Genomic DNA, 24,514 nt, shown 5'->3' with positions numbered 1-24,514 from the left:
AAAGGCGCCCGGTTTTATAGAGATAAGGATCTTTTGCACGCCAAGGATTGTTATAGCCTGTTTCTGTCTCTTCTACTATTTCATGAGGTTTTTCAAACGCTTTTTCAAAAGATTCGAGGGGCATATTAAAAGAAACGGATTCAAACATGACCAATTGCGTCTTTTGAAACATCCGAAAAACCATTAAAGACAGCAACAATACCACTAGAGCAAGTGCCATACTCATTATTTTTGTAAATTTCATATTTCTACTATACTAAAAAACTCGGGCATTTGTCCAAGATAAAAAAGTCAACAATTAACTGACTCTTTATTCTATGGTATAGAAGGAAAGGATTACGATGCATGCCTCCGATATTGACTAATCCCAACCCCATACTCCTTATCTTCAAGCTTTTCATGATATCCAAGTTCTGTCGAATAAACCTCGACCCAGAGATCCTCCGTTTGCCCTTGTAATTTGACTTTATATTGATAAGAATCTTGATCTAGTCCTACCATTTCAACTGTCATAGACTGATAGTCTGGTAAAGATTCAATTTCTGTTTTTATAGCCTGCGATAGTTTGTCAAGTAGTTCTTTCTGTTCCATTTTTGAAGCAACAGGAAAAGAAGCCCTCGCTTCTTCCAAGGTATGCCATTTTGAAAATGTAAAATCTGCGCGGATAGTATAGCCTTCCCATCTCATATTTTCGTAATAATAGAAAAGGCGACCTGTTTTATAGAAATACGGGTCTTCTGCACGCCAAGTATCACGATAGGCCATTTCCTCCTCTTCCACGACTTTGTCAGCTGCGACAAATGTATTTTCAAAAGATTCTACAGACATATAAAACGAAAGCGATTTAAACATGACTAACTGCGTACTAGGAAATTCCAAATTTTTAAAATTTTGGTAAGATTTTATAAATAAGATTATCACTCCAAGAGCAAGCAAACCACTGATTATTTTTGTAAATTTCATATTTCTACTATACTAAAAAACTCTATGATTGACAAACTTTGATAGAGTCGGATTCCGTGGTTAGATTCTAAAATTACTTTTTCATTTAAGGTAACAAGGAATTGAGCAAGGACTATTATTAGATATTGGAGATAAGAAAAAGACTGGAGCGCCAGCCTTATCGTATGAACAAAAGTTAAATCAAAGTTCCCTACTAAATGCTCTCACGAATATTCAAGAGCATGACAAATGCGGTTAGGAGTAATAGCAATAGAATAAAGCTGACCGCTAGGGTCCCAAAACTTGTAGCAATCGTTACGAAAACGATTGTGAATAGACTTGGTAAAACAACCGTAATAGCACCAATAGAGGATTGAACCGCTCCCATTGACTCCTCAGGTATTTGTTTAAAGACGAGTTCTTGCAGTCTAGGAGAGAGTAACCCTGCGATGAAGGCATCCAAGGAGCTGAAAAGCAGAATCAAACCAAAATGAACTGTGGCAAATCCTACTAGAAGGAGTAACTGGATGACGACCGAAGCGTATAGAGCTGTTTTTATAGAAACCGTATTTTTCAGATAGCCACTCACAAGACTTCCAACAATAAGTGCTAACAATTCTAGTGTTGATAACAAAGCGAGTGATTGACCGGTTTGTAAATTCAAAAACGGTTGGATTCTTAAAAAAAGAGTCGAAATAGGAACAGTGACATTGATCACCGCTTGGCTGATAGAGACGATAAATAAAATGAAGATTACTCTATCCATATTCCAGATCAATTTCGATGATTGGAACAAATGCTGGCAAAACGATTTTATAGAAAGACCTTCTTGATAGCTAATTGTTTTTTCAACTTTCAAAAGATCATTTTTTATGAGAAGAATACCTACAAATGCTATCAGAAACGTCAGAGCGTTTAGCAAGGAAATGAACTGAATGGAAAGAATTCCTAGTAAAACCCCTCCTAGAATATTACTGATTGTACGAACTAAACTAACTGTTGATTGTTTAAAGCCAATAGCTTCTGTCAGATGTTCTTTCCCAATGATTCTTATAAAAATAGGAGTTAGCATGGCTCCTGAAAAGTAACTCAATGTATCCGACAAGAGGTTCATCAAACAAATAAAGAATACAAGCCATAAGGAAAAGGACTGCCCTGAAAGCGAAAGTGCAACTATAGAATAAAGTACAAATTTGACAAAACTAATAACCGTATACTTTAGAACACGATAATGTTGAAAGTCAGCCAAAACTCCCATAAAGATTTGCAGAACTTGAGGAACAGTCTCTGAAATCGTAATGAGTAAAATCGCCAAGGGGGCAAACGAAGCGTCTGCCACATAATTCAAAAAAGCAAGATAAAAAATCGTATCCCCAACCGTTGAAATCCACTGGTTGATGGTTAATTGCCTAAAATCTCTATTTTGAATAAATACTTTCATCGCAACTCCTTTTTGAATTCAAATGGGAACTTTTCCCCAAGAATAGACCAATAAATCCCTAGATTTCCGATTCCAAAATCAAATAATGTATCTGAACTTTCTTCACATTCAAATACCAAAATACCATTTTTATCTCTTTTGGATCTACTTAATAAAATCTCAATTACATTCTCACGTAAATTTAAATTATCCTGATAGTTTAGAGTTTGCAACAAACTGGATAAACCATGACAATAACAACTTGACTGAATAAGATTGAATTTGAAAGCAAGTTGTTGAAATCTTGAAATTATTTTTGAATACCTTTTATCATATAATAATTCAAAATAAAGTAAGATTCCTGAAGTTCCTTCGCACCACGATAGTTCTAAATTTGTAGGAGTTGCATTTAGTCTACTATATTCATTTTCTAACAGATTTTCTAACAGATTATTAAATACATTAATACTATTTTCGTAAGCTACCTTAAATTCAAATTCCGAATTATAAATTGAAATTACGTATGCAATCCCAGCTAAACCATGTGCAAAATTACATTCTTTTAAACTATTAACATTTTGTATCTCTTCTACAAAATATAAATATAACTCCTCTATTTTTTCTCTAATAAATTTCATACTATCGACATCATTGAAATTTATACAGTATTTCATAATACTCAATAAAACACCTGACTTTCCTAAAGCAAAGTCAAATACTTCAACTTTCTGATAATTACTTATCAAGTCTTTATAAATTTCTCTAGTTTTATCTATAATCAATTCTCTACTTGGATTGTTGCTGGCAAATTTTTTATAGAACTCTAATAATGCCCAAAGATATCCAGAAGAACCAAATAAAATTGAATAACCATTTAAATACCCATTTCCTTTATTTTGATTTCCTTCAGAGATAAGCCACTCGATAATTCTACCATTGTCAGAAATGTCTCTCATGTGTGATAAATAAAACAAATATCCTGATAAGCCATGTTGAAACGATACTGGACTAACAAATTCTCCAAATTCATTTGAATTTAGTATCCTACTTTCTCTATTCATATTTAATGAAAGAAGATAGTTAATAAGTGTCTCATTTTCAATTTGAAAATCGAATGAGGAATTAACTCTCTTTGAATGAAATCCTATATTTTCATCTTCAAAATCGTTTATATACTTCATCTTCTCGAATCGGTCTAACTTCTCTTGTTCACTTAAATTCAATAAATACATCAACCAGTTAAATTGCGATTTAGTTATGTTCCCAATTTCTTTCTCCATATACATACAAGACTTGATTTTATCTAAAGCAGTTATATTTAAGAAGACGTCCTCTCCTTCAAATATTAAAACATGCTCGCGCATAATCGCCAAACTCAACATTGCAAGTGCAAAATAATCCTGTTGAATGGTACAAATTTTTGAGGAACAATCAGTATTTATCATGAATTTTGTAGCAGCTCTTCTAACAGTATTATTTTTGTTTGTAAAATTTTCTAGGTCTATTAACCTAACACGACCAAAATCATCCAATATAAAGTTTGTTGGAGAAATATCCACTGCTAAATATCCTTCAGCATGAATGTCATTAATAATATCAATTATATTATTAATAATTACATTTTTTTCGATATCAATATTTTTTAAATCAAAAAAATTATATCCTGGTATAAACTTTTGCACTACGAAGTAATCTTCATTGACATAAAACTCTTCAATTAATTCTGTCGTATAGGACTTGTTCTGAAATACTTTCAAATTTGTTGCTTCATTCTTTAATTCATCAATTGCAGAGAAACCATCATCCCAACTATAAACATATGGTCGTGCATGTTTTATTATCACTTTCTGATTACTATTTTTTACTACAGCTCTGTAAACATTTCCTCTATTGGATTTTTTCAGAATACACTCGATATTATAGTGATTTAAAGGGTGATTCTCTGGAATTCCCGGGGAGGGTTTAAATAATTTATTTTTTTCCACATCAGTAAATAAATCCTTAACCCCTTCTGGCAAATACGGATAATTTAATCTCAGATCCTCTACTAATTCTCCTCTACTATTTTTCATCATGTAGACAATTTTATTTTCAGAAAAATTGTAGTTTTTAATTGCTTTAAACGCCCCATATCTATAATGTATTGGAGAATGTTCACCACATTGAAAATCTGATAAAATCCTTGGAGCTTTATAGTTTTCTAACTTTTCTTTTAGATTTAATATTATTCGTTTGGCCTGCTTCCTACTAGACGGATATATAGTGATAAACTTATTTGCAGTAGGAGAAACTTCCCTCGGAGAATTCAATTTTTTTAACTCATCCAAACAATCTAGAACTTTGTAGTTACATCTTTCCTTCTCCAGCTCTTGTGCAACAATATAAAAAATATTACAAGCGTCTTTTAGTTGACTGCTTACATGAAGTTTCCATCCCTGTGTAAGTTTATTGTTACTATACTTCACAAATAACCACCCATTTTTATGGTAAGTGTCAACTTGTATTTTATTCAGCATTGTTTGTAATCTATCCATAAATATAATAAATACATTATCTCTAAAATGAAATTAAGGATAGTTAATTAGTAATTAACTATCCTTAATTTTAACCAATTATTCTTAAAGAGCAGTAAATGAGCAAGTCCACTTACAAACTTCACGTGATACAGTAATTACTGGCTCTTCAGGTAACAATTCAAGTTCCATTAGATTATGCATTTCTTTTCTCCTTTAATTATTTTTCTTTGTAAACCACTTCTGCAACCTAGGATTTGCTTCAAATGTCTTACAAGGACAGTATAACACAGAAATTAGCTCATTTTAGAAAATCGCATATTTGATATTTTTTCTCATGGAAATTTCACATTTGCGATTTTTGTAGATTTGACTCTTTCCCTGATATAATGAAGGTACTACTCACAAGGAGGGATATAATGATGAAAAAAAGCAAAATCCAACTGATACTCCTACTTATTTTAGAGTGGGTTATTGTCATTCCTTTTCTAACTAATCGATAAGCTCTTTGTATTGCTGCAAACGCAATTCAAAAAGGGCTGTTAATTGTGGATTTTCTAATATTTGCAGAGATTGGATAAAGTGTTCAATCTCTTTTTGATTGCTCCCCTTGGTTTGAAGGAATACACTCATCTTCTTTAAAAACTGCAATGATACTTTCTCAAAAACATCATATGGCCGGAGCATACTCTCCAACTCGGCTTCAAAGATTGGGATGTAAGAGAAAAGCTTACGCTCCATGAGCTCTGAGATGATATTAAGATAACCACTTTTCATATACAATTGATTGTGTACCAACTCTTTAAATTCCTTGGATTTTTCAAGTAAAGAGGTGGATAAAAAAATCAGATCTTGATTACTTAAGAAAGGCATGGTATTGCAAAAAAGATAGAGTTCAAACCAGGTCCAAGACTCGATAGCATAGAGATAGGTGGTCAAAAACTCGCTATCCTCCTCTTCTAACGGATACCTTTTATCTAAGGAATGGATAGCATCTTTAATCACAATAGCATTCAAACGACGATAGGTCTGCGCCATCTGTTCCTGCTCAACTTCCTCTAATAGTTGCTCTAAGCCAGCCATATCTTGATGGGCAAAACGATCTACAACTTTTCGTCCAAATCGCATATGTGGGGATTCCTGATAATTATTAAGCTTGTGTCCAAACTCATCAAAGGTCACATTTATCCCTTGGATAGCTAGTATCAGTTTATCCGCAGACAGCATAGACTGTCCCAGTTCAAACTTGGATAACTGAGAAGCTGTTAGACCTTCACAAGCCACATCTGACTGCTTGAGCTTTCTCGCCAGCCGCAATTCCTTGTAAAATTCTCCCAATTCCATTCTCTCAATCATCTGGCCACCTCCTAATTTTTACATATTATATCATCATTTTTACAGCTTTGTCAAAATATTCTGACATTTTCCGGAGTAAAAAAGCCAGCCTCAAGCTGACTCTTTATTCCATAGTATCAAAGGCGAGGCTTGGTTTGGCGTTGAGGTCCAAGCCTGCAAAGTTTTCTTTATTCCACTCGCTGACGCTGGCATAGGCAATCATACCCGCGTTGTCTCCGCAAAGGCGTAGGGGAGGGATGATAACCTTGACATCTGTGATTTCAGCTGCTAGTCGTTCTCTGAGCCCTTTATTGGCAGCCACGCCACCTGCTACAACTAGAGTTTTAACAGGATATTTCTCCAAGGCCTTCTTGGTTTTGGTCATAAGAATATCCATGACCGCAGCTTGGAAGGAAGCTGACAGATCTTTCTTGGACAAGCTTTCTCCCTTTTGCTCGGCATTGTGGTGAAGATTGATAAAGGCAGACTTCAAACCTGAAAATGAAAACTCCAGATTATCTTCCTTGATCATGGCACGAGGGAAATCATACACATCCTGTCCCTGATGAGCCAACTCGTCAATCTCGCGACCTGCTGGATAAGTCAATCCCATGACACGGCCGACCTTGTCATAGGCCTCACCAACCGCATCATCCCGCGTTTCTCCAACAATCTTGTAATCCCCAGCCTCTGACACATAGACCAACTCTGTGTGCCCACCGCTGACCAAGAGAGCTAGCAAGGGAAACTCCAAAGGCTCCACACTCTGAGCCGCCATAAGGTGACCAGCCATGTGGTTAACGGAGATCATCGGAAGTCCATGAGCCCAAGCAAAAGCCTTGGCAGCTGACAAACCAACTAGCAGTGCTCCAACCAATCCAGGTCCATAAGTAACGGCAACAGCTGTCACATCCGCTTCGGTAATCCCTGCTTCTGCTAGCGCCTCCTCGATGCAGGCTGTAATAACCTCGACATGGTGACGACTAGCTACTTCTGGTACTACGCCCCCAAAACGCTTGTGACTCTCAATTTGACTCGCAATGACATTGGACAAGAGCTCGTCATCGTTTTTCAGTACGGCAACACTGGTCTCATCACAGGATGTCTCAAATGCTAAAATATATCTATCCTTCATCTATTTCTCTCTTCATGATGATGGCGTCCTCGACTGGGTCATGGTAGTAGGCCTTTCGCTCAGCGATGACCGCCATCTTTTCTTTCTTGTAAAATGCTTGCGCTCGTTGGTTTGACTTTCTGACTTCGAGGAAAATCTCCTTATCCGCTGGCAATTGAGCAAACAAGGCTGACGCAATTCCCTGACCCTGATAGCTAGGCAGTACAGCAATCTGCAAGACTTCTGCTTCAAAGAGATTCTCCTGAACGGCTAGAAAGCCAATCACTTCTGCCCCATCATAAGCTAGAGCGTACCAAGTCTGGTCTTGGGACAGGTCTGCTTGGATTTGTTCCAGTGCCCAAGGACTGACTGGGTAAACATCTGCCATGACAGCGTAGATGGTTTTAGCTAGTTCAGGCTGTTTTTGGATTCGTTTGATTTCTATCATAGGCGTTTAATGTAAGACCCGCCAGACTCGGTATGGTTCTTGAGCCAGTTTTCCTCAGCTTCAACACGTTTGAGGTAATTTGGCACAAAGTCGTGCAAGGAGTCTGCTTCCTCGTCCCAGGCCCAAAGAGCTAGATTAGCTGCATTTGGCAAGGTTTCTTGATAGCTAGCTTGAGGTAGTTGTTCTTGGATCTGTTCCACAAAGGCTCCAACTTCTCCGACAAAGGTTACCTGTTCAGCATCCTTGACCTGCTCTAGCACTTCCGCAAAAGACAGGTGCGCTTCTGGAAAGACTGGTTTGGCGTTTTGATAAAATCCTGCATAAACATTGTTGCGACGTGCATCCATGATAGGAACCACCAAGCCTTCTTGTTGGCGTGGCACCAGAGCCAATAGGCTAGACATCCCAACTAACTCAATGTTCAGGGTATGAGCCAAGGTCTTGGCAGTTGCTACCGCAATTCGCAAGCCCGTGTAGCTACCTGGCCCTTCAGCGACCACGATTCGATCCAAATCCTTTGATGTCAAATCTAGACTGGCCATCAAAAAATCAATGGCTGGCATAAGGGTAATACTGTGATTTTTCTTGATATTAATCGTCGTCTCGGCAAGAACCTGCTTGTCCTCTAAAATGGCTAGAGAAAGAGCCTTGCTGGACGTATCAAAAGCTAATACTTTCATAACACATTCCTATCTTTTTGTCTGTTTACTATTATACTACAAAAGCCAGCGCATGGGAATTTTCTTTATTTTGAAACAAAAGTTCCTGCCACTTAAACAAGCAATTCTGCACAAAAAATTCAAAAAAGTTGTAGCTTTTTTGAATAGAAAAGTGAACAAGGAAATTGAAAAGTTCTTTGTAAAAAATTTGGATCAGGCATTTATGTTTCAACTCGATTTTTGATACGAAAGAACATCGTCGTAAAAATAAAGATATCACCTAAAAATAGAAAAAGTCCATCCCATCTATCAAGACGAGGTGGATTTTCTGTATATCTAGAGGAATAATTGACTTTAGGCATTTAAACCAAAGTAGAAAACGAGCCAGACAACATAGGTAACCAGGAGGAGAAAAATTGAATAGAGCGTCACAAAAGCAAGCTTCCAAAGGAACTTTGTTTTGCGGTGTTCCAGATGAACAAACAGGGCATTCCCCCCATAGACACAAGCTACAAAGACTACAAACATCAAGAGGCGAACCCCTACTGCAAATTCAAACAAACTAAACATTCTTAATCCTCCTTTTGGTATTCCTATTTTTATATAAACTGTTGACAATGTTGTTCTATCAATGTTAAAATGTAATTCAACACTGATAGGAAAATCAGGTTGAGTCGTTGACTCTTCGGGTTGCAGTGCTATCCCTGAAACTTTGGTTTCTAAAGAACTGAAATTGCGATTGAACAATTCGCCCCCAGTGTTTGACGGCTCTTGACTTCGGTCAGGAGCTTTTTGATGCTTTTAAAGTTGATTCCCTCAGTAAGTTATAGTAAAGTATAAATATCGAGAGGATAACATAGGGCGACTGGTGACAGAGCGTTCAAAGGTACCAACTTCTGGTACGGGTGTGGGACTGCCCTCAGCTTTGAGCTGTAAAGACCCCTGACTACCATTGGTCCTCTCTTTTTGCTTACTCTTAAATTAAGTGCTTGTCTTTACCTTTTAGTAAGCGCTCCACTCCATGCTATTTCTACATCGTTATACTTATAGATTGACTTCTTAGCCTCATAGATGATAGAATTAAGTAAAGGCTGAGATCGAGTTTGATTTGGTGACAAGTCATTCAAAGGTTGCGATGCATTCGCTTCAGGTAGAGGTGCTGCCATCTGGACTGCTCCAGGAAAATCCCCGAGTTTTGTCTCAGCCTTTTTATTTGCTCTTGAGATTTCTCAAGAGCTTTTTCTTTTTTCAAAGATATCATTCTGTCCCAACCATCCACTCCAACGATTAATGAAACTAGAACTGTATTCTTCCTTAAATCTACTATCTCTTTAGATTCCCCCTTTAATTATAACACCTAAGTGCTCTCCGACCAAATCCTACCTGTCTTTTTGTTCCTTCTTCCCCTCCCGACTTTCTCCATTTCCGTCTTTTACTAATTTTTCATTTTGTGGTATAATTGAAATAATTGTAACGAATCAAGGTCAATCTAGACACAAAATGGAATGAAATCAAGCAAATCTCTACTAAAAGTTTGGAATAAGCTGACCTGTAAATAGAAAGGAACTATATGATTTACAAAGTTTTTTATCAAGAAACAAAAGAACGTAGCCCACGTCGTGAAACAACACGCTCACTTTACCTAGACATCGATGCCAGCTCAGAACTTGAGGGCCGTATCGCTGCTCGCCAACTTGTCGAAGAAAATCGCCCAGAGTACAATATCGAATTTATCGAACTCTTGTCTGACAAATTGCTAGATTACGAAAAAGAAACTGGCGCTTTCGAGATTACGGAGTTCTAATATGGCCTACACTCTTAAACCTGAAGAAGTCGGCGTTTTTGCCATCGGTGGTCTGGGAGAAATCGGGAAAAACACTTACGGAATTGAATACCAAGACGAAATTATCATCGTCGATGCTGGGATTAAATTCCCAGAAGATGACTTGCTGGGTATCGACTACGTTATCCCCGACTACTCTTACATCGTGGACAATATCGACCGCGTCAAGGCTGTCTTGATCACACACGGACACGAGGACCACATCGGTGGGATTCCCTTCCTGCTCAAGCAAGCAAATGTCCCTATCTACGCTGGGCCACTTGCCTTGGCTTTGATCCGTGGAAAACTCGAAGAACACGGCCTCTTGCGCAACGCCAAACTTTACGAAATCAATCACAACACTGAGTTGACCTTTAAAAATCTCAAGGCAACTTTCTTTAGAACCACTCACTCCATTCCAGAGCCTTTAGGGATTGTCATTCATACCCCTCAAGGGAAAATCGTCTGTACAGGTGACTTCAAGTTCGACTTCACCCCAGTTGGTGAACCAGCGGACTTGCACCGGATGGCAGCCCTTGGTGAAGAGGGTGTGCTCTGCCTCCTCTCTGACTCGACAAATGCAGAAGTGCCAACCTTTACCAACTCTGAAAAAGTCGTTGGTCAGTCCATCATGAAGATCATTCAAGGTATTGAAGGACGTATCATCTTTGCATCCTTTGCCTCAAATATCTTCCGTCTCCAGCAAGCAACGGATGCCGCTGTTAAGACTGGACGCAAGATTGCGGTCTTTGGACGTTCGATGGAAAAGGCCATTGTCAACGGTATCGAGCTTGGCTACATCAAAGCTCCTAAGGGAACCTTTATCGAGCCAAATGAAATCAAAGACTATCCTGCAGGCGAGGTTCTGATTCTCTGTACAGGTAGTCAAGGGGAGCCGATGGCAGCCCTCTCTCGTATCGCTAATGGAACTCATCGTCAGGTGCAACTCCAACCCGGCGATACCGTTATCTTCTCTTCAAGTCCAATCCCTGGAAATACGACTAGCGTCAACAAGCTGATTAACATCATTTCAGAAGCTGGTGTTGAAGTTATCCACGGTAAAATCAACAATATCCACACCTCTGGACACGGTGGTCAGCAAGAGCAAAAACTCATGCTCCGCTTGATCAAGCCCAAATACTTCATGCCTGTCCATGGTGAATACCGTATGCAGAAAGTCCATGCTGGACTAGCGGTGGATACTGGTGTCGAGAAGGACAATATCTTTATCATGAGCAATGGTGATGTGCTTGCCCTTACTGCTAACTCTGCCCGTATCGCAGGCCATTTCAACGCGCAAGACATCTATGTTGATGGAAATCGTATCGGTGAAATCGGCGCTGCTGTCCTCAAAGATCGTCGTGATCTATCCGAAGACGGTGTCGTTCTAGCAGTCGCAACTGTTGACTTCAAGTCTAAAATGATCTTGTCTGGTCCTGATATCCTCAGCCGAGGCTTTGTCTACATGAGAGAATCTGGAGACTTGATTCGCCAAAGCCAGCGCATCCTCTTCAATGCTATTCGTATCGCATTGAAAAATAAGGACGCCAGCATACAATCCATCAATGGTGCTATTGTCAACGCCATTCGTCCTTTCCTCTATGAAAATACAGAACGTGAACCAATCATCATCCCGATGATCCTCACACCAGATGAAGAAGAATAAATCAACAAAACAGCCCCGTCTTCGGAGCTGTTTTTTCTATGCTTTCTTTTCTTGATTTTTAGAAATACTACGATTTTTACCTTCGAGATACACCATCAGAATAGAAATATCTGCTGGATTCACTCCCGAAATACGACTGGCTTGGCCGATAGTTTCTGGATTGATAAGTTTGAACTTCTGGCGGGCTTCTGTTGCAATGGAGTCAATATCATCCCAGTCAATATTAGCTGGAATGCGTTTTTCTTCCATGCGTTTCATCTTGGCAACCTGATCCATGGCTTTGGAAATATAGCCTTCGTACTTGATCTCTGTTTCAATCAATTCGATAATCTTGTCATCCAAGTCCTCGGCAGCTGGCCCTATGAAGGCCACCACATCTTGGTAAGAAACTTCTGGACGGCGAAGGAATTCCTTGGCTGTAACCGCATCTGTCAACGGCTTGAAGCCCATTTCCTCAACCTTAGCATTGGTTTCTTTGACTGGCTTGAGTTTGATACTGTCTAGGCGCTTCATCTCATTGTCAAGTTGATTTTTCTTGATTTCAAAGCGGGCCCAGCGTTCATCGTCCACAAGGCCAATCTCGCGCCCCATCTCTGTCAAACGCATATCGGCATTGTCATGACGGAGGATGAGACGGTATTCTGCACGACTGGTCAAGAGACGGTAAGGTTCAATGGTTCCCTTAGTTACCAAGTCGTCAATCATCACTCCGATATAACCGTCGCTGCGCTTCAAAATCAACTCAGGTTTGCCTTGTATTTTTAGAGCCGCATTGATACCAGCGATAATCCCTTGGCCAGCAGCTTCTTCGTAACCTGACGTTCCATTTGTCTGACCAGCAGTAAAGAGTCCTGAGATTTTCTTGGTTTCCAGAGTCGCACGCAACTGGTGTGGCAAGACCATGTCGTACTCAATGGCATAACCAGTACGCATCATTTCAGCATTTTCCAAACCTTTGATGGAATGAACCAAATCACGTTGGACATCCTCAGGTAGACTGGTTGAAAGACCCTGGACATAGACTTCCTCTGTATTGCGCCCTTCTGGCTCAAGGAAGAGTTGGTGACGTTCCTTGTCTGCAAAGCGCACAATCTTGTCTTCAATTGACGGACAGTAACGAGGTCCCACTCCCTTGACCACACCTGTAAACATAGGCGCACGGTGGAGGTTGTTTTGGATAATCTCATGACTGGTACCGTTGGTGTAGGTCAACCAGCATGGCACCTGGTCCTTGACATAGTCCTCATCACGTGAAGTGTAGGAGAAGTGATTTGGCGCTTCATCTCCTGGCTGAATCTCTGTCACATCGTAATTGATAGAGGAAGCCTTGACACGTGGAGGGGTTCCTGTCTTGAAACGACCAATTTCGAGTCCCAGTTCCTTGAGATTGTCAGCAAGGTTAATCGAAGCCAGACTGTGGTTAGGACCTGACGAATACTTGAGGTCTCCGATGATGATTTCCCCACGGAGTGCAGTCCCTGTCGTCACGATAACAGCTTTAGCAGCATATTCTTGATGAGTAGCTGTACGCACACCAACAACCTTTCCATCTTCGACCAAAATCTCATCAATCATGGTTTGACGAAGGGTGAGATTCTCTTGATTTTCAACTGTCTTGCGCATCTCCTTAGAGTAAAGCTCTTTGTCAGCTTGCGCACGAAGGGCACGGACAGCTGGCCCCTTCCCAGTGTTGAGCATCTTCATCTGGATGTAAGTCTTGTCAATGGTTTTAGCCATCTCGCCACCGAGGGCATCGACTTCACGCACGACAATCCCCTTGGCAGAACCACCGATAGAAGGGTTACAAGGCATGAAAGCCAGCATTTCAATGTTGATGGTCGCAAGCAAGACCCTACAGCCCATACGGCTAGCAGCTAGAGATGCCTCCACCCCAGCGTGTCCCGCACCGATTACAATAATATCGTATTCTTCCGTAAAATTATAAGTCATTTTCTCTCCTATTCCTCAAGATGAATGTGTCTTAGTTGGCCGTCCCAATCTGGCAGGGCTGTTTTTAAAAAGGTTGGAACTAGCTGGATATTCTGGAGTTCATCCAAGTCAATCCACTCACAAGGCTGCATTTTTTCGTCTTCCTGCATGGTCAATGGGGCGTCCTCCAGCAAGTTCACCAGGTAATGAAACTCGATGTTGTGATAGGAAACACCGTCTTGTTCAAAACGATTTTCAACCACAAAAGCTAGCTGTCCAGCTTGAGCTCGGACACCTAATTCTTCCCTCACTTCACGAACTACCGCGTCTTCCGTGATTTCATTAACTTGAATCGCACCGCCAATAGTGTAATACTTGCCCTTATCTTTGGTAACTAGGAGCTTGCCATTTTGGAGAATCAAGGCTGCCGCCCGAACACCAAAGACCGTGTCTCCCACTGTTGTCCGAAAGTCTTGTTGAGTCATTTTTGTCCTTTCCCTTAAACGACACAAAAACAGTCAAAACTCGTAAGAAGTGCAGGACAAAAAAGCCTGCAACATCCATGAGCTTTGACCATCATTTCTATTGCTTTTATTATTGTAGCAAATTGAGAAAATTTGTCAATCTAAATGTACTGACAAACTTGTCCATCTCGATAAGCATTGTCAATCAGGCCACCACCTAGGCACTCTTCGCCATCGTAAAAGACAACTGCCTGTCCTGGTGTGATGGCGCGTTGCGGTTCCGCAAAGATAACTTCTGCCTTATCTCCTTTGACATGTACTGTCACCTTAGAATCAGGCTGACGGTAGCGGAATTTAGCCGTACAGTCTAGCGTAAATTCCTCTGGCATGTCACGAGTAAAGTGAACCTGACTGGCCTCTAGGCTGGTTGACATGAGCGAGTCATGGTAGAAACCTTGGCCGACATAGAGGATATTCTTGCTTAGGTCTTTTCCGACAACGAACCAAGGGGCATTGTCACCACCGTGTTGCCCACCGATACCGAGACCGCCACGCTGACCAATCGTATAGTACATCAGGCCTGCATGCTCACCCATATCGCGACCATCCACAGTCATCATGCGACCAGGCTGGGCTGGCAGATAGTTGCTGAGAAAGTTTTTAAAGTTCTTTTCTCCGATAAAGCAAATCCCTGTCGAGTCTTTCTTCTTAGCAGTCGCAAGTCCTGCTTCTTCAGCTAGTCTGCGAACTTCAGGCTTTTCCAAATGTCCCAAGGGGAACATGGTTTTTTGGAGTTGTTCTTGCGAAAGTTGACTGAGGAAATAGGTCTGGTCCTTGCCATTGTCCACGCCACGAAGCATGTGAACGATGCCATCCTCATCACGCGCCACTCGAGCATAATGCCCCGTCGCTACATAGTCTGCGCCTAAGGTCATAGCATAGTCCAAAAAGGCCTTGAACTTGATTTCCTTGTTACACATAACGTCTGGATTTGGCGTGCGTCCTGCACGGTATTCCGCTAGGAAATACTCAAAGACGCGGTCCCAGTACTCTTTTTCAAAATTGACAGAGTAGTAAGGAATGCCGATCTGGTCTGCCACCGCAGCCACATCCTTGTAATCTTCGGTCGCCGTACAGACGCCGTTTTCATCTGTGTCATCCCAGTTCTTCATGAAGATACCGATCACATCGTAGCCCTGCTCCTTGAGCAAGAGAGCCGTCACCGACGAATCAACACCACCACTCATCCCCACAACAACACGTGTTTTAGAGTTATCACTCATGGTAAGTCTCCCATCTATTCGTTTATTCACGATTGAAGGTCGTGTGTGCTTTAACGATTGAAGGTCGCTTGAGCAGTATTCATTATAACACGCTTGGTTGGAGAAGACAAGAAAGAGGCTGATAAATCATCTCAACCTCTCTTTCTTCCTTTGCAAACGAATCAATTTTCCCCTTTAAGTTCTTTCTTCGCTTGTTCTATCTGGTATTTCACTTGCTCAAAGCCGGTTCCTCCTAAGGAATTCCGTCTCCGAACAGCGGTTTCTGGACGCAAGTAGATATAAATATCCTCTTCAATCAAGGGATGGTAGGCTTGCAACTCCTCCAAATCCCAATCTTGGATGTTTTTACCATGCTTGATAGAGTCTAGAACCAATTTCCCTACAATTTCATGCGCTTCTCTAAAAGGGAGTCCTTTTTCAGCCAAATAATCTGCCAGTTCGGTCGCATTCGAAAAATCATTCTCTGTGGATTGCTGCATTTTGGCCTTATTAACCTGCATGCTCGATAGCATACCTGCCAACACATCCAGAGAATTTAAAATCGTTTCTACTGTATCAAACATGCCTTCCTTGTCCTCTTGCAAATCCTTATTGTAAGCCAGAGGCAAAGACTTCATGACGGTCAATAGCCCAAGCAAGTTCCCGTAAACTCGGCCTGTCTTCCCTCGAATCAATTCCGCCATATCAGGATTTTTCTTCTGGGGCATGATAGATGAACCCGTTGAAAAGCTATCAGACAAGCTAATGTACTGATACTCAAAACTGCACCAATTGATGATTTCCTCACAAAAACGACTCATATGCATCATCAAAATGCTGGCATTTGACAGAAATTCTAAGATAAAATCACGGTCACTCACTGCGTCCAAGGAATTGGTATAGGGTTGTTGGAAACCCAATAAATCACTCGATAATTGACGATCGATTGGAAAAGTTGTCCCCGCTAAGGCAGCCGCACCCAGTGGAGATAGGTCCGTATGTTTCAAGTTAAATGCAAAGCGCTCGCTATCCCTTTGGAACATATTATAATAAGCCATGAGATGATGGGCAAAACTAATCGGTTGGGCATGTTGCAAATGAGTATAACCTGGCATGATGGTTTCCACATGTTTTTCAGCCAAATCCAGCAAAACACTGTTCAGATTCGCCAACTTATCCAAGACATGGCCAAGCTGCTCCTTTAGATATAAGTGCATATCCGTTGCGACTTGGTCATTCCGAGAACGAGCCGTGTGTAGTTTCCCAGCCAGAGGACCAATTTTCTCTGTCAGCAACACTTCCATATTCATATGAATATCTTCATTTGCAATATCAAAATGAAGCTCTCCTGCCTCTAAATCTCGCAACAAAGCTTGCAGACCATCTTGGATCTGCTCTGCCTCTTCCAAGCTTAAAATGCCAGTCTGTCCTAGCATTTGAACATGAGCTAGGGAACCCATCAAATCAAATTTTGCCAGCTGGTGGTCAAAAGAAATACTCGCACCGAACTGTTCTACCCAATCTTCCACAGTGCCTTCAAATCGACCACCCCATAATTTTGTATTTTTCGGCATATCCTGTCGTCCCTTTCTATCGCGTCACTACTCAACATTTTTCTGAACTTCTGAATAAACCTTAGTCGGAAGCCCCCAAAGCTTGATAAATCCAACAGCCGCATCTTGGTCAAAAGTATCCGCACTAGTATAAGTCGCCAAATTTTCATCGTAAAGAGAATTTGGTGATTTCCGAGCCACTACCTGGGCGTTCCCCTTATAGAGTTTAACTTTTGCAGTTCCATTGACAACTTTCTGTGTCTCCTTGATATAGGCAATCAAAGCCTGAGTTGCTGGGCTAAACCACAAAGCATTATAGATGAGATTGGACAACTCATTTTCGATAATAGGTTTGAAATGAGCCACTTCTCTCACAAGAGTCAAGTCTTCAATCTCCTTATGAGCTGCCAATAAAGTCACAGCGCCTGGGCACTCATAAATCTCTCTTGACTTAATACCGACTAGGCGATTTTCCACATGGTCAATACGACCGACACCATGTTTGCCCGCAATTTCATTTAGCTTTTGAATCAAATCCGCTACTTTCATCTTCTCACCATTGAGGGAGATGGGCACCCCGCAGCTAAACTCAATGTCAATAAATTCTGGACTGTCTGGTGCCTCTTCCGGCGAAGATGTGATTCCAAATGCTTCTTCTGGCGCTTGGTTCCAAGGGTTTTCCAAGACACCACATTCATTTGCACGTCCCCAAAGATTTTGATCGACAGAGTAAGGATTGTCAAGGTCAGCAGGAACTGGAACACCGTTTTCTTTGGCATATTGGATTTCTTCTTCACGAGACCATTTCCACTCACGAACAGGCGCAACTACTTTTAAATTGGGATCCAAAGCCGCAATAGAGACTTCAAACCGAACTTGGTCGTTTCCCTTACCTGTACAACCATGAGCAATTGTGGTTGCCCCCGTCTGATGAGCTATCTCAACTAGTTTTTTTGAAATAAGAGGGCGACTCAGAGCAGATACCAAGGGATACTTCTGTTCATAGTAGGCATGAGCCTGAAGGGCCACTAAAACATAGTCATTAGCAAATTCTTCCTTAACATCAATGACATAAGACTCAACAGCCCCAACCTTGAGAGCTTTATCGTGGATGAATTCCAGATCTTTTCCTTCACCCACATCCATACAAACAGCAATCACATCATAGTCTTTTTTTAACCATGTAATAGCAACTGATGTATCCAATCCACCTGAATAGGCTAAAATGACTTTTTCCTTACTCATTTCTCATCCTTCTTTCTATTTTTCGATAGAGGCTTTAAAAGCATCGTCAATCAATTTGTCCAACTCCCCAGAATCCTTCAACTTCTGGATGGTTTTGTCAACCGCCTCTTTTAATTCTTTACTGTCTTTTTTCATCGCAACAGCGTAGGAATCTTCTTTGTCATTGTCAAAATCAAACTCAGCGATGGCTAGGTCTGGATTATTCTCTACAAAGCCTTTCGCCACTGGTTCCTCAAAGATAACTGCATCCAGTTGCCCTGATTTCAAATCTGTTATCAAATTTCCATTTTTAGGAAGTGAAACGAGAGAAGCATTCTGCAAGGTTTCTTTGGCCAGAGTTTCCTGGATAGAGCCTTTCTGCGCTCCAACCTTTTTCTGAGCCAAATCCTTGACTGATTGGTAATTCGTTAATTCAGATTTTCTTACGATAACCTTATTTTTCGAAGTGTAGTAGGGAATTGAAAAATCGTAAACTTGACTTCTCTCCTCCGTTTTAGAAACACCTGATATGGCAAGATCGGCCTTGCCTGAATCAAGACTAGCCAGTACATTGTCAAAACTCATTGGAGAGAACTCCACTTCTACACCTAGTTCCTTTGCGATGGCTTTGGCTAGCTCAACATCTGAACCTACAATCTGATTTTTCCCATCGACCAATTTCTGATATTCAAATGGAGCAAACTCTGGATTTAGGGCCACCACCAATTTTCCTTTAGCCTTAATGGCTTCAACACCTTGGGATTGAGCGTTACTACAAGCAAATAATAAGGGAAACATAAGCAAACCAAACATCGTCATCAACACCTTCTTCACTTTATTCATAGAAGAGCCTCCTTTTATTTTTATACTTTATTGTTGTATAAATAATACTCCTCTCATTTTCGTTTGTCAAGAAAAAACTGTATTTTATTTCATTAAAATCAAGAAAAAGCTTATTATATGATATATTTTTACACATAATAAGCTTATTTATACTATTTGAGTTTTAAAACAATTTGAAGAATTTCGTTGGAATTATACAAATAGAGCATTGCTGAGAAGATCGTTACACTTTTTGTTCTTGAAAAACAAAAAAGAGCCCTAAAGGACTCTTGTATTCTTAATACCAACCATTGTTAAGCCAGAAGTTCTTGGCAGCTGTCCATGAACCATAACGTCCTGCAACGTAGGCATCTGCTACACGTTCTTGGTTTTCAGCTGAGTAGTCACCGTTCAAGTATGAATCTGTCAATTGGTAACGTCCGATGTAACGTCCGTTTGTAGCAGTGTAGCTACCACCTGATTCTTTTTGAGCGATCCATTCTTTGGCTTCTGCTTCAGAACCACTTACAGTAGAAGCTGCTGCAGTGTTGCTTTCTGCTGCTGGAACCGCTGGTGTAGCTGGCGCTTCATAGGTTGTTGTTTCAGTTACTTCTTCTGCAGTTTCTTCCGCAGCTGCTGGTGCTTCATAAGTTGTTGTTGAAGCTGCAGCGGTTGCAGTTGCTGTCGATGGAGCTGTTCCTTCGATAACCAAAACTTGGTCAACATAGATAAGGTGAATATCTTTGATGTTATTTTTTGCTGCCAATTTTTCAACAGTTGTGTTGTACTTCTCAGCGATTTCTGAAAGAGTATCACCTGATTTAACTGTGTAAGTTACAGTTTCTTGGGCAGATGCAAGTGATGGAGCAAAGAAAGCAAGCAAAGCTGCTACTCCTGCGATAGTTGTTTTAATTTTTTTAGTTGTTAATGACATATCTAAAAATTCTCCTTCCATTGGATATATCTATGATACCTTTTAAATGTTACCGTTGTTTAACGGTTTTATGTAGAAATATTACAAAAATGTTTTATATTTACCGTTTTAAGTAGGTTTTTGTCACAAAAGACCTTATTTTATACTATCTTTAATCATTTTAAGCTTTTGATAAGGGAAATAAGCGCAGAGGTCCATTCTTTGATATAATAGATATAAGAATCTTTGTAAGGGGAAACAGATGCACTCACTTCGTTTTCAATCTGTCTTTGACATTATCGGACCAGTTATGATTGGCCCATCAAGTAGCCATACTGCTGGAGCTGTTCGCATCGGGAAAATCGTCTCTTCCATCTTTGATGATACGCCGACAGAAGTCGAATTCCAATTATTTAACTCATTTGCCAAAACCTACCGTGGTCATGGAACGGACCTCGCTCTCGTCGCTGGTATATTAGGTATGGATACAGACGATCCCGACATTCCAAATAGCCTAGAGATTGCCCATAAACGCGGTATCAAGATTGTCTGGACCATTCAGAAAGACAGCAACGCTCCTCATCCTAACACCACTAAAATTACTGTGAAGAATGAACACAAGTCCATCAGTGTGACAGGAATTTCCATCGGTGGGGGAAATATCCAGGTTACGGAGCTTAACGGCTTTGCTGTCTCTCTCAACATGAACACACCAACCATTATCATCGTGCATCAAGATGTTCCAGGTATGATTGCCCATGTTACTGAAGCCCTCTCTCGTTTCGATATCAACATCGCTCAGATGAATGTGACTCGAGAAAAAGCTGGAGAAAAAGCCATTATGATTATCGAAGTCGATAGTCGAAGTTGCGAAGAGGCGATTGAAGAAATCCGAAAAATCCCTCATCTCCACAATGTCAATTTCTTTAAGTAGGAGGAAACATGTTTTATTCTATCAAAGAATTGGTCGAGCAGGCGGATCTAGACTTCCAAGGAAATGTCGCAGAACTCATGATTGCGACAGAATATCAACTAACCGGTCGGGAACGGCCAGAAGTTCTCCTCCTCATGGAACGCAATCTAGAAGTCATGAAAGCCTCTGTCGAGCTCGGTCTCAGTAAAAATAAATCCCGTAGTGGCCTAACGGGTGGAGACGCGGCCAAACTAGACCGCCATCTCAAAAGTGGCAAGGCCTTGTCGGACTTTACCATCCTATCAGCAGCCCGTAATGCCATCGCGGTCAATGAACACAATGCGAAGATGGGCTTGGTCTGTGCCACTCCAACCGCAGGAAGTGCTGGCTGTCTGCCAGCCGTTCTCACTGCTGCTATCCAAAAACTTGACCTCAGCCACGAAGAACAGTTAGATTTCCTCTTTGCTGCTGGTGCCTTTGGATTGGTTATCGCAAACAATGCCTCTATCTCGGGTGCTGAAGGTGGCTGTCAGGCCGAAGTCGGCTCTGCCTCCGCCATGAGTGCCGCAGCCTTGACTTTGGCCGCAGGTGGAACGCCCTATCAGGCTAGCCAAGCCATCGCCTTTGTCATTAAAAATATGCTAGGTCTCATCTGTGACCCTGTTGCTGGTTTGGTTGAAGTTCCCTGTGTCAAACGAAATGCCATGGGAGCTAGCTTTGCCTTTATCGCGGCTGATATGGCCTTGGCAGGTATCGAATCTAAGATCCCTGTCGATGAAGTTATCGATGCCATGTACCAAGTCGGATCAAGTCTTCCAACTGCCTTTCGTGAAACGGCCGAGGGTGGACTCGCCGCCACACCTACTGGTCGCCGCCTACAAAAAGAAATCTTCGGAGAATAAGCTTATCTATATCTATTAGGAGAAACTATGCCCTCTATCTCAGCAATCTTTTTTGATCTAGACGGAACCCTGGTTGACAGTTCCATCGGGATCCACAATGCCTTTACCCATACCTTTAAAGAGCTAGGAGTTCCGAGTCCTGATGCCAAAACCATTCGTGGTTTCATGGGCCCGCCACTTGAAAGTAGCTTTGCGACCTGCCTTCCCAAGGAACAAATCTCGGAGGCCGTCCAGATATACCGCTCTTACTACAAGGAAAAAGGCATCCACGAAGCCCAACTCTTCCCCCGAATAACGGAATTGCTTCAAGAGCTTTCGCAAAACTACCCTCTCTACATCACTACAACAAAGAATACTCCTACTGCTCATGATATGACTAAAAATCTGGGAATCCATCATTTCTTTGATGGCATTTACGGCTCTAGTCCTGAAACGCCACACAAGGCGGATGTCATCCGTTACGCCTTGCAAACGCATCAACTCCCTGCGGACCAAGTCCTCATCATCGGGGATACCAAGTTTGATATGATTGGAGCCCAAGAAACTGGTATTAAAAAGTTTGCTGTTACTTGGGGATTTGGAGAAGAGGCTGATTTGCTCAGCTATCAACCTGACTGGATTGCCCATACCATTGATGATATCATTAAGCAACTATAAATAATACAACAATTTGAAATTACAGAGTAAAAAGGCCAAGGTCCTGTACAAACAGAACCTTGGCCTTTTATTTATAATTAATTTGTTAGACACTCTTACTCAGCATGGGTTGTCTCATTTGCAAAGGAAATGATGGCTTCTTTGAGCTCATCTCCGCTGAGTGAACGGAACTCTTCAATCTTTTGATCGATGGCTTCTAGCGGCATGACGTTTACCTTACCAACGAAAATCTTGTCCATAACTTGGTTATCAACCAATTCGGTCGAAACCAAGAGTTCCTCATAGAGTTTTTCACCTGGGCGGATACCGACCTCAACGATTGGAATTTCACTTTCTGTGTGCCCGCTTAGAAGGACCATTTTCTTAGCCAAGTCATAGATCTTAACTGGTTTACCCATATCGAGGATAAAGACTTCTCCGTCCTTGGCATAAGCGCCAGCATGGATTACCAGACGACTGGCCTCTGGAATGGTCATAAAGTAACGTGTCATACGGAAGTCTGTCACCGTTACAGGACCGCCTTCAGCAATCTGACGTTCAAAGACAGGAATCACACTACCACGACTACCCAGAACATTCCCAAAACGGACTGCACAGTAGGTTGATTTACTACGTTGGTTAAAGCCAGTGACAATCAATTCTGCCACGCGCTTAGTCGCACCCATAACATTTGGTGGATTGACTGCCTTGTCAGTCGAAATCATGACCATCTTAGGTACTTTGGCCTCATCAACAGCCTTGGCAACATTGTAGGTACCGAGGATATTGTTCTTGAAGGCTTCTTTTGGATTGCGCTCCATCATCGGAACGTGTTTGTGGGCTGCAGCATGATAAACAATGGCTGGTTTGTACTGCTCAAACACCTGCAAGAGACGGTCATAGTCCTGAATATCTGCAATAACAGGAACATAATCAATCCCTTGGAATGTACGGATCAATTCATGATAAACGAGATAGATTGAGTTTTCACCATGTCCAAGTAAGACGATACGTTCGGGATTGAAGCGGCTAACCTGACGACAAATCTCCGAACCAATCGAACCACCGGCTCCTGTCACCAGGATGGTCTTGCCTGTAATCTCAGTACCCAGACGCGATTCGTCGAGACGAATTTCCTGACGGCCCAAAAGGTCTGTGATATCAATTTTCTGGAAACCACTGCCTGGTTGATGGAGTCCTTGAACGACTGTCTCAACCTTAGGCATCTTGTAACATTTGACGCCTAGCTTATTACACATCTGCAAGATGCGTTCGTACTCTGATGGGTCAAGCGAAGGGATCGCTACGATGACACGCTCGATTTGGTGACGTTTAGCTAATTCAGGTAGATTATCATAAGAGCCCAGAACTGGGATTCCACCTAGTTTTTGTCCCTTTTTCTTTTCATCATTATCCAATATCCCCACTAGCTCAAGGTCGCTAGTTGGATGTTGGTAGCTGTTCATAAAGAGGGCACCACCATCACCAGCACCGATCAAGAAGGTACGACGATGCTCCCCATCTCCACTACCTTTTTTACGTTTGGAATAAATCAACTGCCAAGTGATACGAGGAAGCAAGATGAGGAAGGTACTCAACAAAATGAAGAGCACGATGAAACGGATAGAAAACAATGGAAGGAAGGCATAGCAGATTCCATAAGAAAGAACACTGCTGAGCATCACTCCGAAAAAGATTTTCATGAAATCCGTAATCTTGCTATAACGACTAATACTAGCATTTAGCCCCCAAAACGCAATCATGATTTGATAGAGGAGGAAGGCTAAAAGAGTGTAGATCACGTAATCCACAGGCGCAGGATTTATAAGGCCATAAAACAAGATATAAGATACGATGATAGAAACCACCATACTCAGAATATCGATTATCCCCCAAAACACTTGTTTTTGCTGTTTATTTAAAATTTCAACCAGATCAATCACATAATCTGTTAGTTTTTTATTCATAGGAATTTAC

Annotated in this window: 21 protein-coding genes and 1 pseudogene; 5 read left to right on the top strand and 17 right to left on the bottom strand. The window is 41.3% G+C overall.

All coding sequences use genetic code 11. From position 1 onward, the window contains the following. From HMPREF3057_RS00315 to HMPREF3057_RS00275, 9 genes and pseudogenes are all read right to left on the bottom strand, one after another. Positions 1-244, bottom strand: a pseudogene (locus tag HMPREF3057_RS00315) (hypothetical protein); the annotation flags it as partial. A gap of 92 nt (positions 245-336) precedes the next feature. Beyond that, positions 337-963 (bottom strand): hypothetical protein, encoded by a 627-nt coding sequence (locus tag HMPREF3057_RS00310; protein WP_070695975.1) that lies wholly within the window; start codon positions 961-963, stop codon positions 337-339. Positions 964-1,156: 193 nt separating this feature from the next. Further along, positions 1,157-2,383: an MFS transporter gene (locus tag HMPREF3057_RS00305; RefSeq protein ID WP_070695974.1), complete on the bottom strand. Its 1,227-nt coding sequence runs from the start codon at positions 2,381-2,383 to the stop codon at positions 1,157-1,159. After that, complete coding sequence (locus HMPREF3057_RS00300) at positions 2,380-4,896, bottom strand: class III lanthionine synthetase LanKC N-terminal domain-containing protein (protein WP_070695972.1); 2,517 nt, start codon at positions 4,894-4,896, stop codon at positions 2,380-2,382. Before HMPREF3057_RS00300 ends, HMPREF3057_RS00305 begins: the two co-directional genes overlap by 4 nt. A 471-nt stretch (positions 4,897-5,367) precedes the next feature. Further along, complete coding sequence (locus HMPREF3057_RS00295; protein ID WP_000572854.1) at positions 5,368-6,231, bottom strand: Rgg/GadR/MutR family transcriptional regulator; 864 nt, start codon at positions 6,229-6,231, stop codon at positions 5,368-5,370. A 103-nt stretch (positions 6,232-6,334) separates the two neighbouring features. Beyond that, the gene (tsaD, locus tag HMPREF3057_RS00290) at positions 6,335-7,345 is read right to left on the bottom strand and encodes a tRNA (adenosine(37)-N6)-threonylcarbamoyltransferase complex transferase subunit TsaD (protein WP_070695970.1); all 1,011 of its coding nucleotides are present in this window, start codon (positions 7,343-7,345) and stop codon (positions 6,335-6,337) included. Further along, on the bottom strand, positions 7,335-7,772 hold the full coding sequence (gene rimI / locus HMPREF3057_RS00285) for a ribosomal protein S18-alanine N-acetyltransferase (protein WP_070695968.1): 438 nt from the start codon (positions 7,770-7,772) through the stop codon (positions 7,335-7,337). Before rimI ends, tsaD begins: the two co-directional genes overlap by 11 nt. Next, on the bottom strand, positions 7,769-8,452 hold the full coding sequence (gene tsaB, locus HMPREF3057_RS00280; RefSeq protein ID WP_000865685.1) for a tRNA (adenosine(37)-N6)-threonylcarbamoyltransferase complex dimerization subunit type 1 TsaB: 684 nt from the start codon (positions 8,450-8,452) through the stop codon (positions 7,769-7,771). The genes rimI and tsaB overlap by 4 nt, the downstream gene beginning before the upstream one ends. 333 nt (positions 8,453-8,785) lie before the next feature. After that, positions 8,786-9,001, bottom strand: a complete 216-nt coding sequence (locus tag HMPREF3057_RS00275; protein ID WP_000492029.1) for a hypothetical protein — start codon at positions 8,999-9,001, stop codon at positions 8,786-8,788. A gap of 1,000 nt (positions 9,002-10,001) precedes the next feature. On the opposite strand from HMPREF3057_RS00275, the gene HMPREF3057_RS00270 reads away from it, so the two are divergent. Next, a complete protein-coding gene (locus HMPREF3057_RS00270; RefSeq protein WP_000639585.1) occupies positions 10,002-10,235 on the top strand; it encodes a DNA-dependent RNA polymerase subunit epsilon in 234 nt (77 codons plus the stop codon). Position 10,236: 1 nt separating this feature from the next. Continuing rightward, positions 10,237-11,919, top strand: a complete 1,683-nt coding sequence (gene rnjA / locus HMPREF3057_RS00265; RefSeq protein ID WP_070695966.1) for a ribonuclease J1 — start codon at positions 10,237-10,239, stop codon at positions 11,917-11,919. Positions 11,920-11,955: 36 nt separating this feature from the next. Here the strand turns inward: rnjA and mnmG are convergent, their stop codons facing one another. The 7 genes from mnmG to HMPREF3057_RS00230 form a co-directional block, all read right to left on the bottom strand. Further along, positions 11,956-13,869, bottom strand: a complete 1,914-nt coding sequence (gene mnmG / locus HMPREF3057_RS00260; protein ID WP_070695964.1) for a tRNA uridine-5-carboxymethylaminomethyl(34) synthesis enzyme MnmG — start codon at positions 13,867-13,869, stop codon at positions 11,956-11,958. A gap of 8 nt (positions 13,870-13,877) precedes the next feature. Then, positions 13,878-14,333, bottom strand: coding sequence for an NUDIX hydrolase (locus HMPREF3057_RS00255; protein WP_070695962.1), 456 nt, complete (start codon positions 14,331-14,333; stop codon positions 13,878-13,880). A 140-nt stretch (positions 14,334-14,473) separates the two neighbouring features. Then, positions 14,474-15,595: a tRNA 2-thiouridine(34) synthase MnmA gene (gene mnmA / locus HMPREF3057_RS00250; RefSeq protein ID WP_070695960.1), complete on the bottom strand. Its 1,122-nt coding sequence runs from the start codon at positions 15,593-15,595 to the stop codon at positions 14,474-14,476. Between the two features lie 161 nt (positions 15,596-15,756). Further along, the gene (gene argH, locus HMPREF3057_RS00245; RefSeq protein WP_001125690.1) at positions 15,757-17,148 is read right to left on the bottom strand and encodes an argininosuccinate lyase; all 1,392 of its coding nucleotides are present in this window, start codon (positions 17,146-17,148) and stop codon (positions 15,757-15,759) included. Between the two features lie 27 nt (positions 17,149-17,175). Then, positions 17,176-18,372: an argininosuccinate synthase gene (locus HMPREF3057_RS00240; RefSeq protein WP_000031908.1), complete on the bottom strand. Its 1,197-nt coding sequence runs from the start codon at positions 18,370-18,372 to the stop codon at positions 17,176-17,178. Positions 18,373-18,387: 15 nt separating this feature from the next. Continuing rightward, positions 18,388-19,194: an ABC transporter substrate-binding protein gene (locus tag HMPREF3057_RS00235; protein WP_001045245.1), complete on the bottom strand. Its 807-nt coding sequence runs from the start codon at positions 19,192-19,194 to the stop codon at positions 18,388-18,390. A gap of 277 nt (positions 19,195-19,471) precedes the next feature. Further along, positions 19,472-20,107 (bottom strand): aggregation-promoting factor, encoded by a 636-nt coding sequence (locus tag HMPREF3057_RS00230; RefSeq protein WP_070695958.1) that lies wholly within the window; start codon positions 20,105-20,107, stop codon positions 19,472-19,474. A 241-nt stretch (positions 20,108-20,348) separates the two neighbouring features. On the opposite strand from HMPREF3057_RS00230, the gene sdaAB reads away from it, so the two are divergent. From sdaAB to HMPREF3057_RS00215, 3 genes are read left to right on the top strand one after another with little or no spacing between them, the layout of a single operon-like run. Then, positions 20,349-21,020 (top strand): L-serine ammonia-lyase, iron-sulfur-dependent subunit beta, encoded by a 672-nt coding sequence (gene sdaAB, locus HMPREF3057_RS00225; RefSeq protein WP_000555868.1) that lies wholly within the window; start codon positions 20,349-20,351, stop codon positions 21,018-21,020. Between the two features lie 8 nt (positions 21,021-21,028). Further along, complete coding sequence (gene sdaAA / locus HMPREF3057_RS00220; protein ID WP_049478962.1) at positions 21,029-21,901, top strand: L-serine ammonia-lyase, iron-sulfur-dependent, subunit alpha; 873 nt, start codon at positions 21,029-21,031, stop codon at positions 21,899-21,901. Between the two features lie 27 nt (positions 21,902-21,928). Next, the gene (locus HMPREF3057_RS00215; protein ID WP_049490502.1) at positions 21,929-22,558 is read left to right on the top strand and encodes an HAD-IA family hydrolase; all 630 of its coding nucleotides are present in this window, start codon (positions 21,929-21,931) and stop codon (positions 22,556-22,558) included. A 95-nt stretch (positions 22,559-22,653) separates the two neighbouring features. Here HMPREF3057_RS00215 and HMPREF3057_RS00210 read toward each other — a convergent pair whose 3' ends face one another. Beyond that, positions 22,654-24,504, bottom strand: coding sequence for a nucleoside-diphosphate sugar epimerase/dehydratase (locus HMPREF3057_RS00210; protein WP_070695956.1), 1,851 nt, complete (start codon positions 24,502-24,504; stop codon positions 22,654-22,656). Between the last annotated feature and the right edge of the window lie 10 nt (positions 24,505-24,514).

Source organism: Streptococcus sp. HMSC072D05, from assembly GCF_001815805.1.
Lineage (GTDB): Bacteria > Bacillota > Bacilli > Lactobacillales > Streptococcaceae > Streptococcus.
The sequence above is the reverse complement of the archived record's forward strand: the minus strand, read 5'-3'. Positions and strand labels throughout refer to the sequence as shown.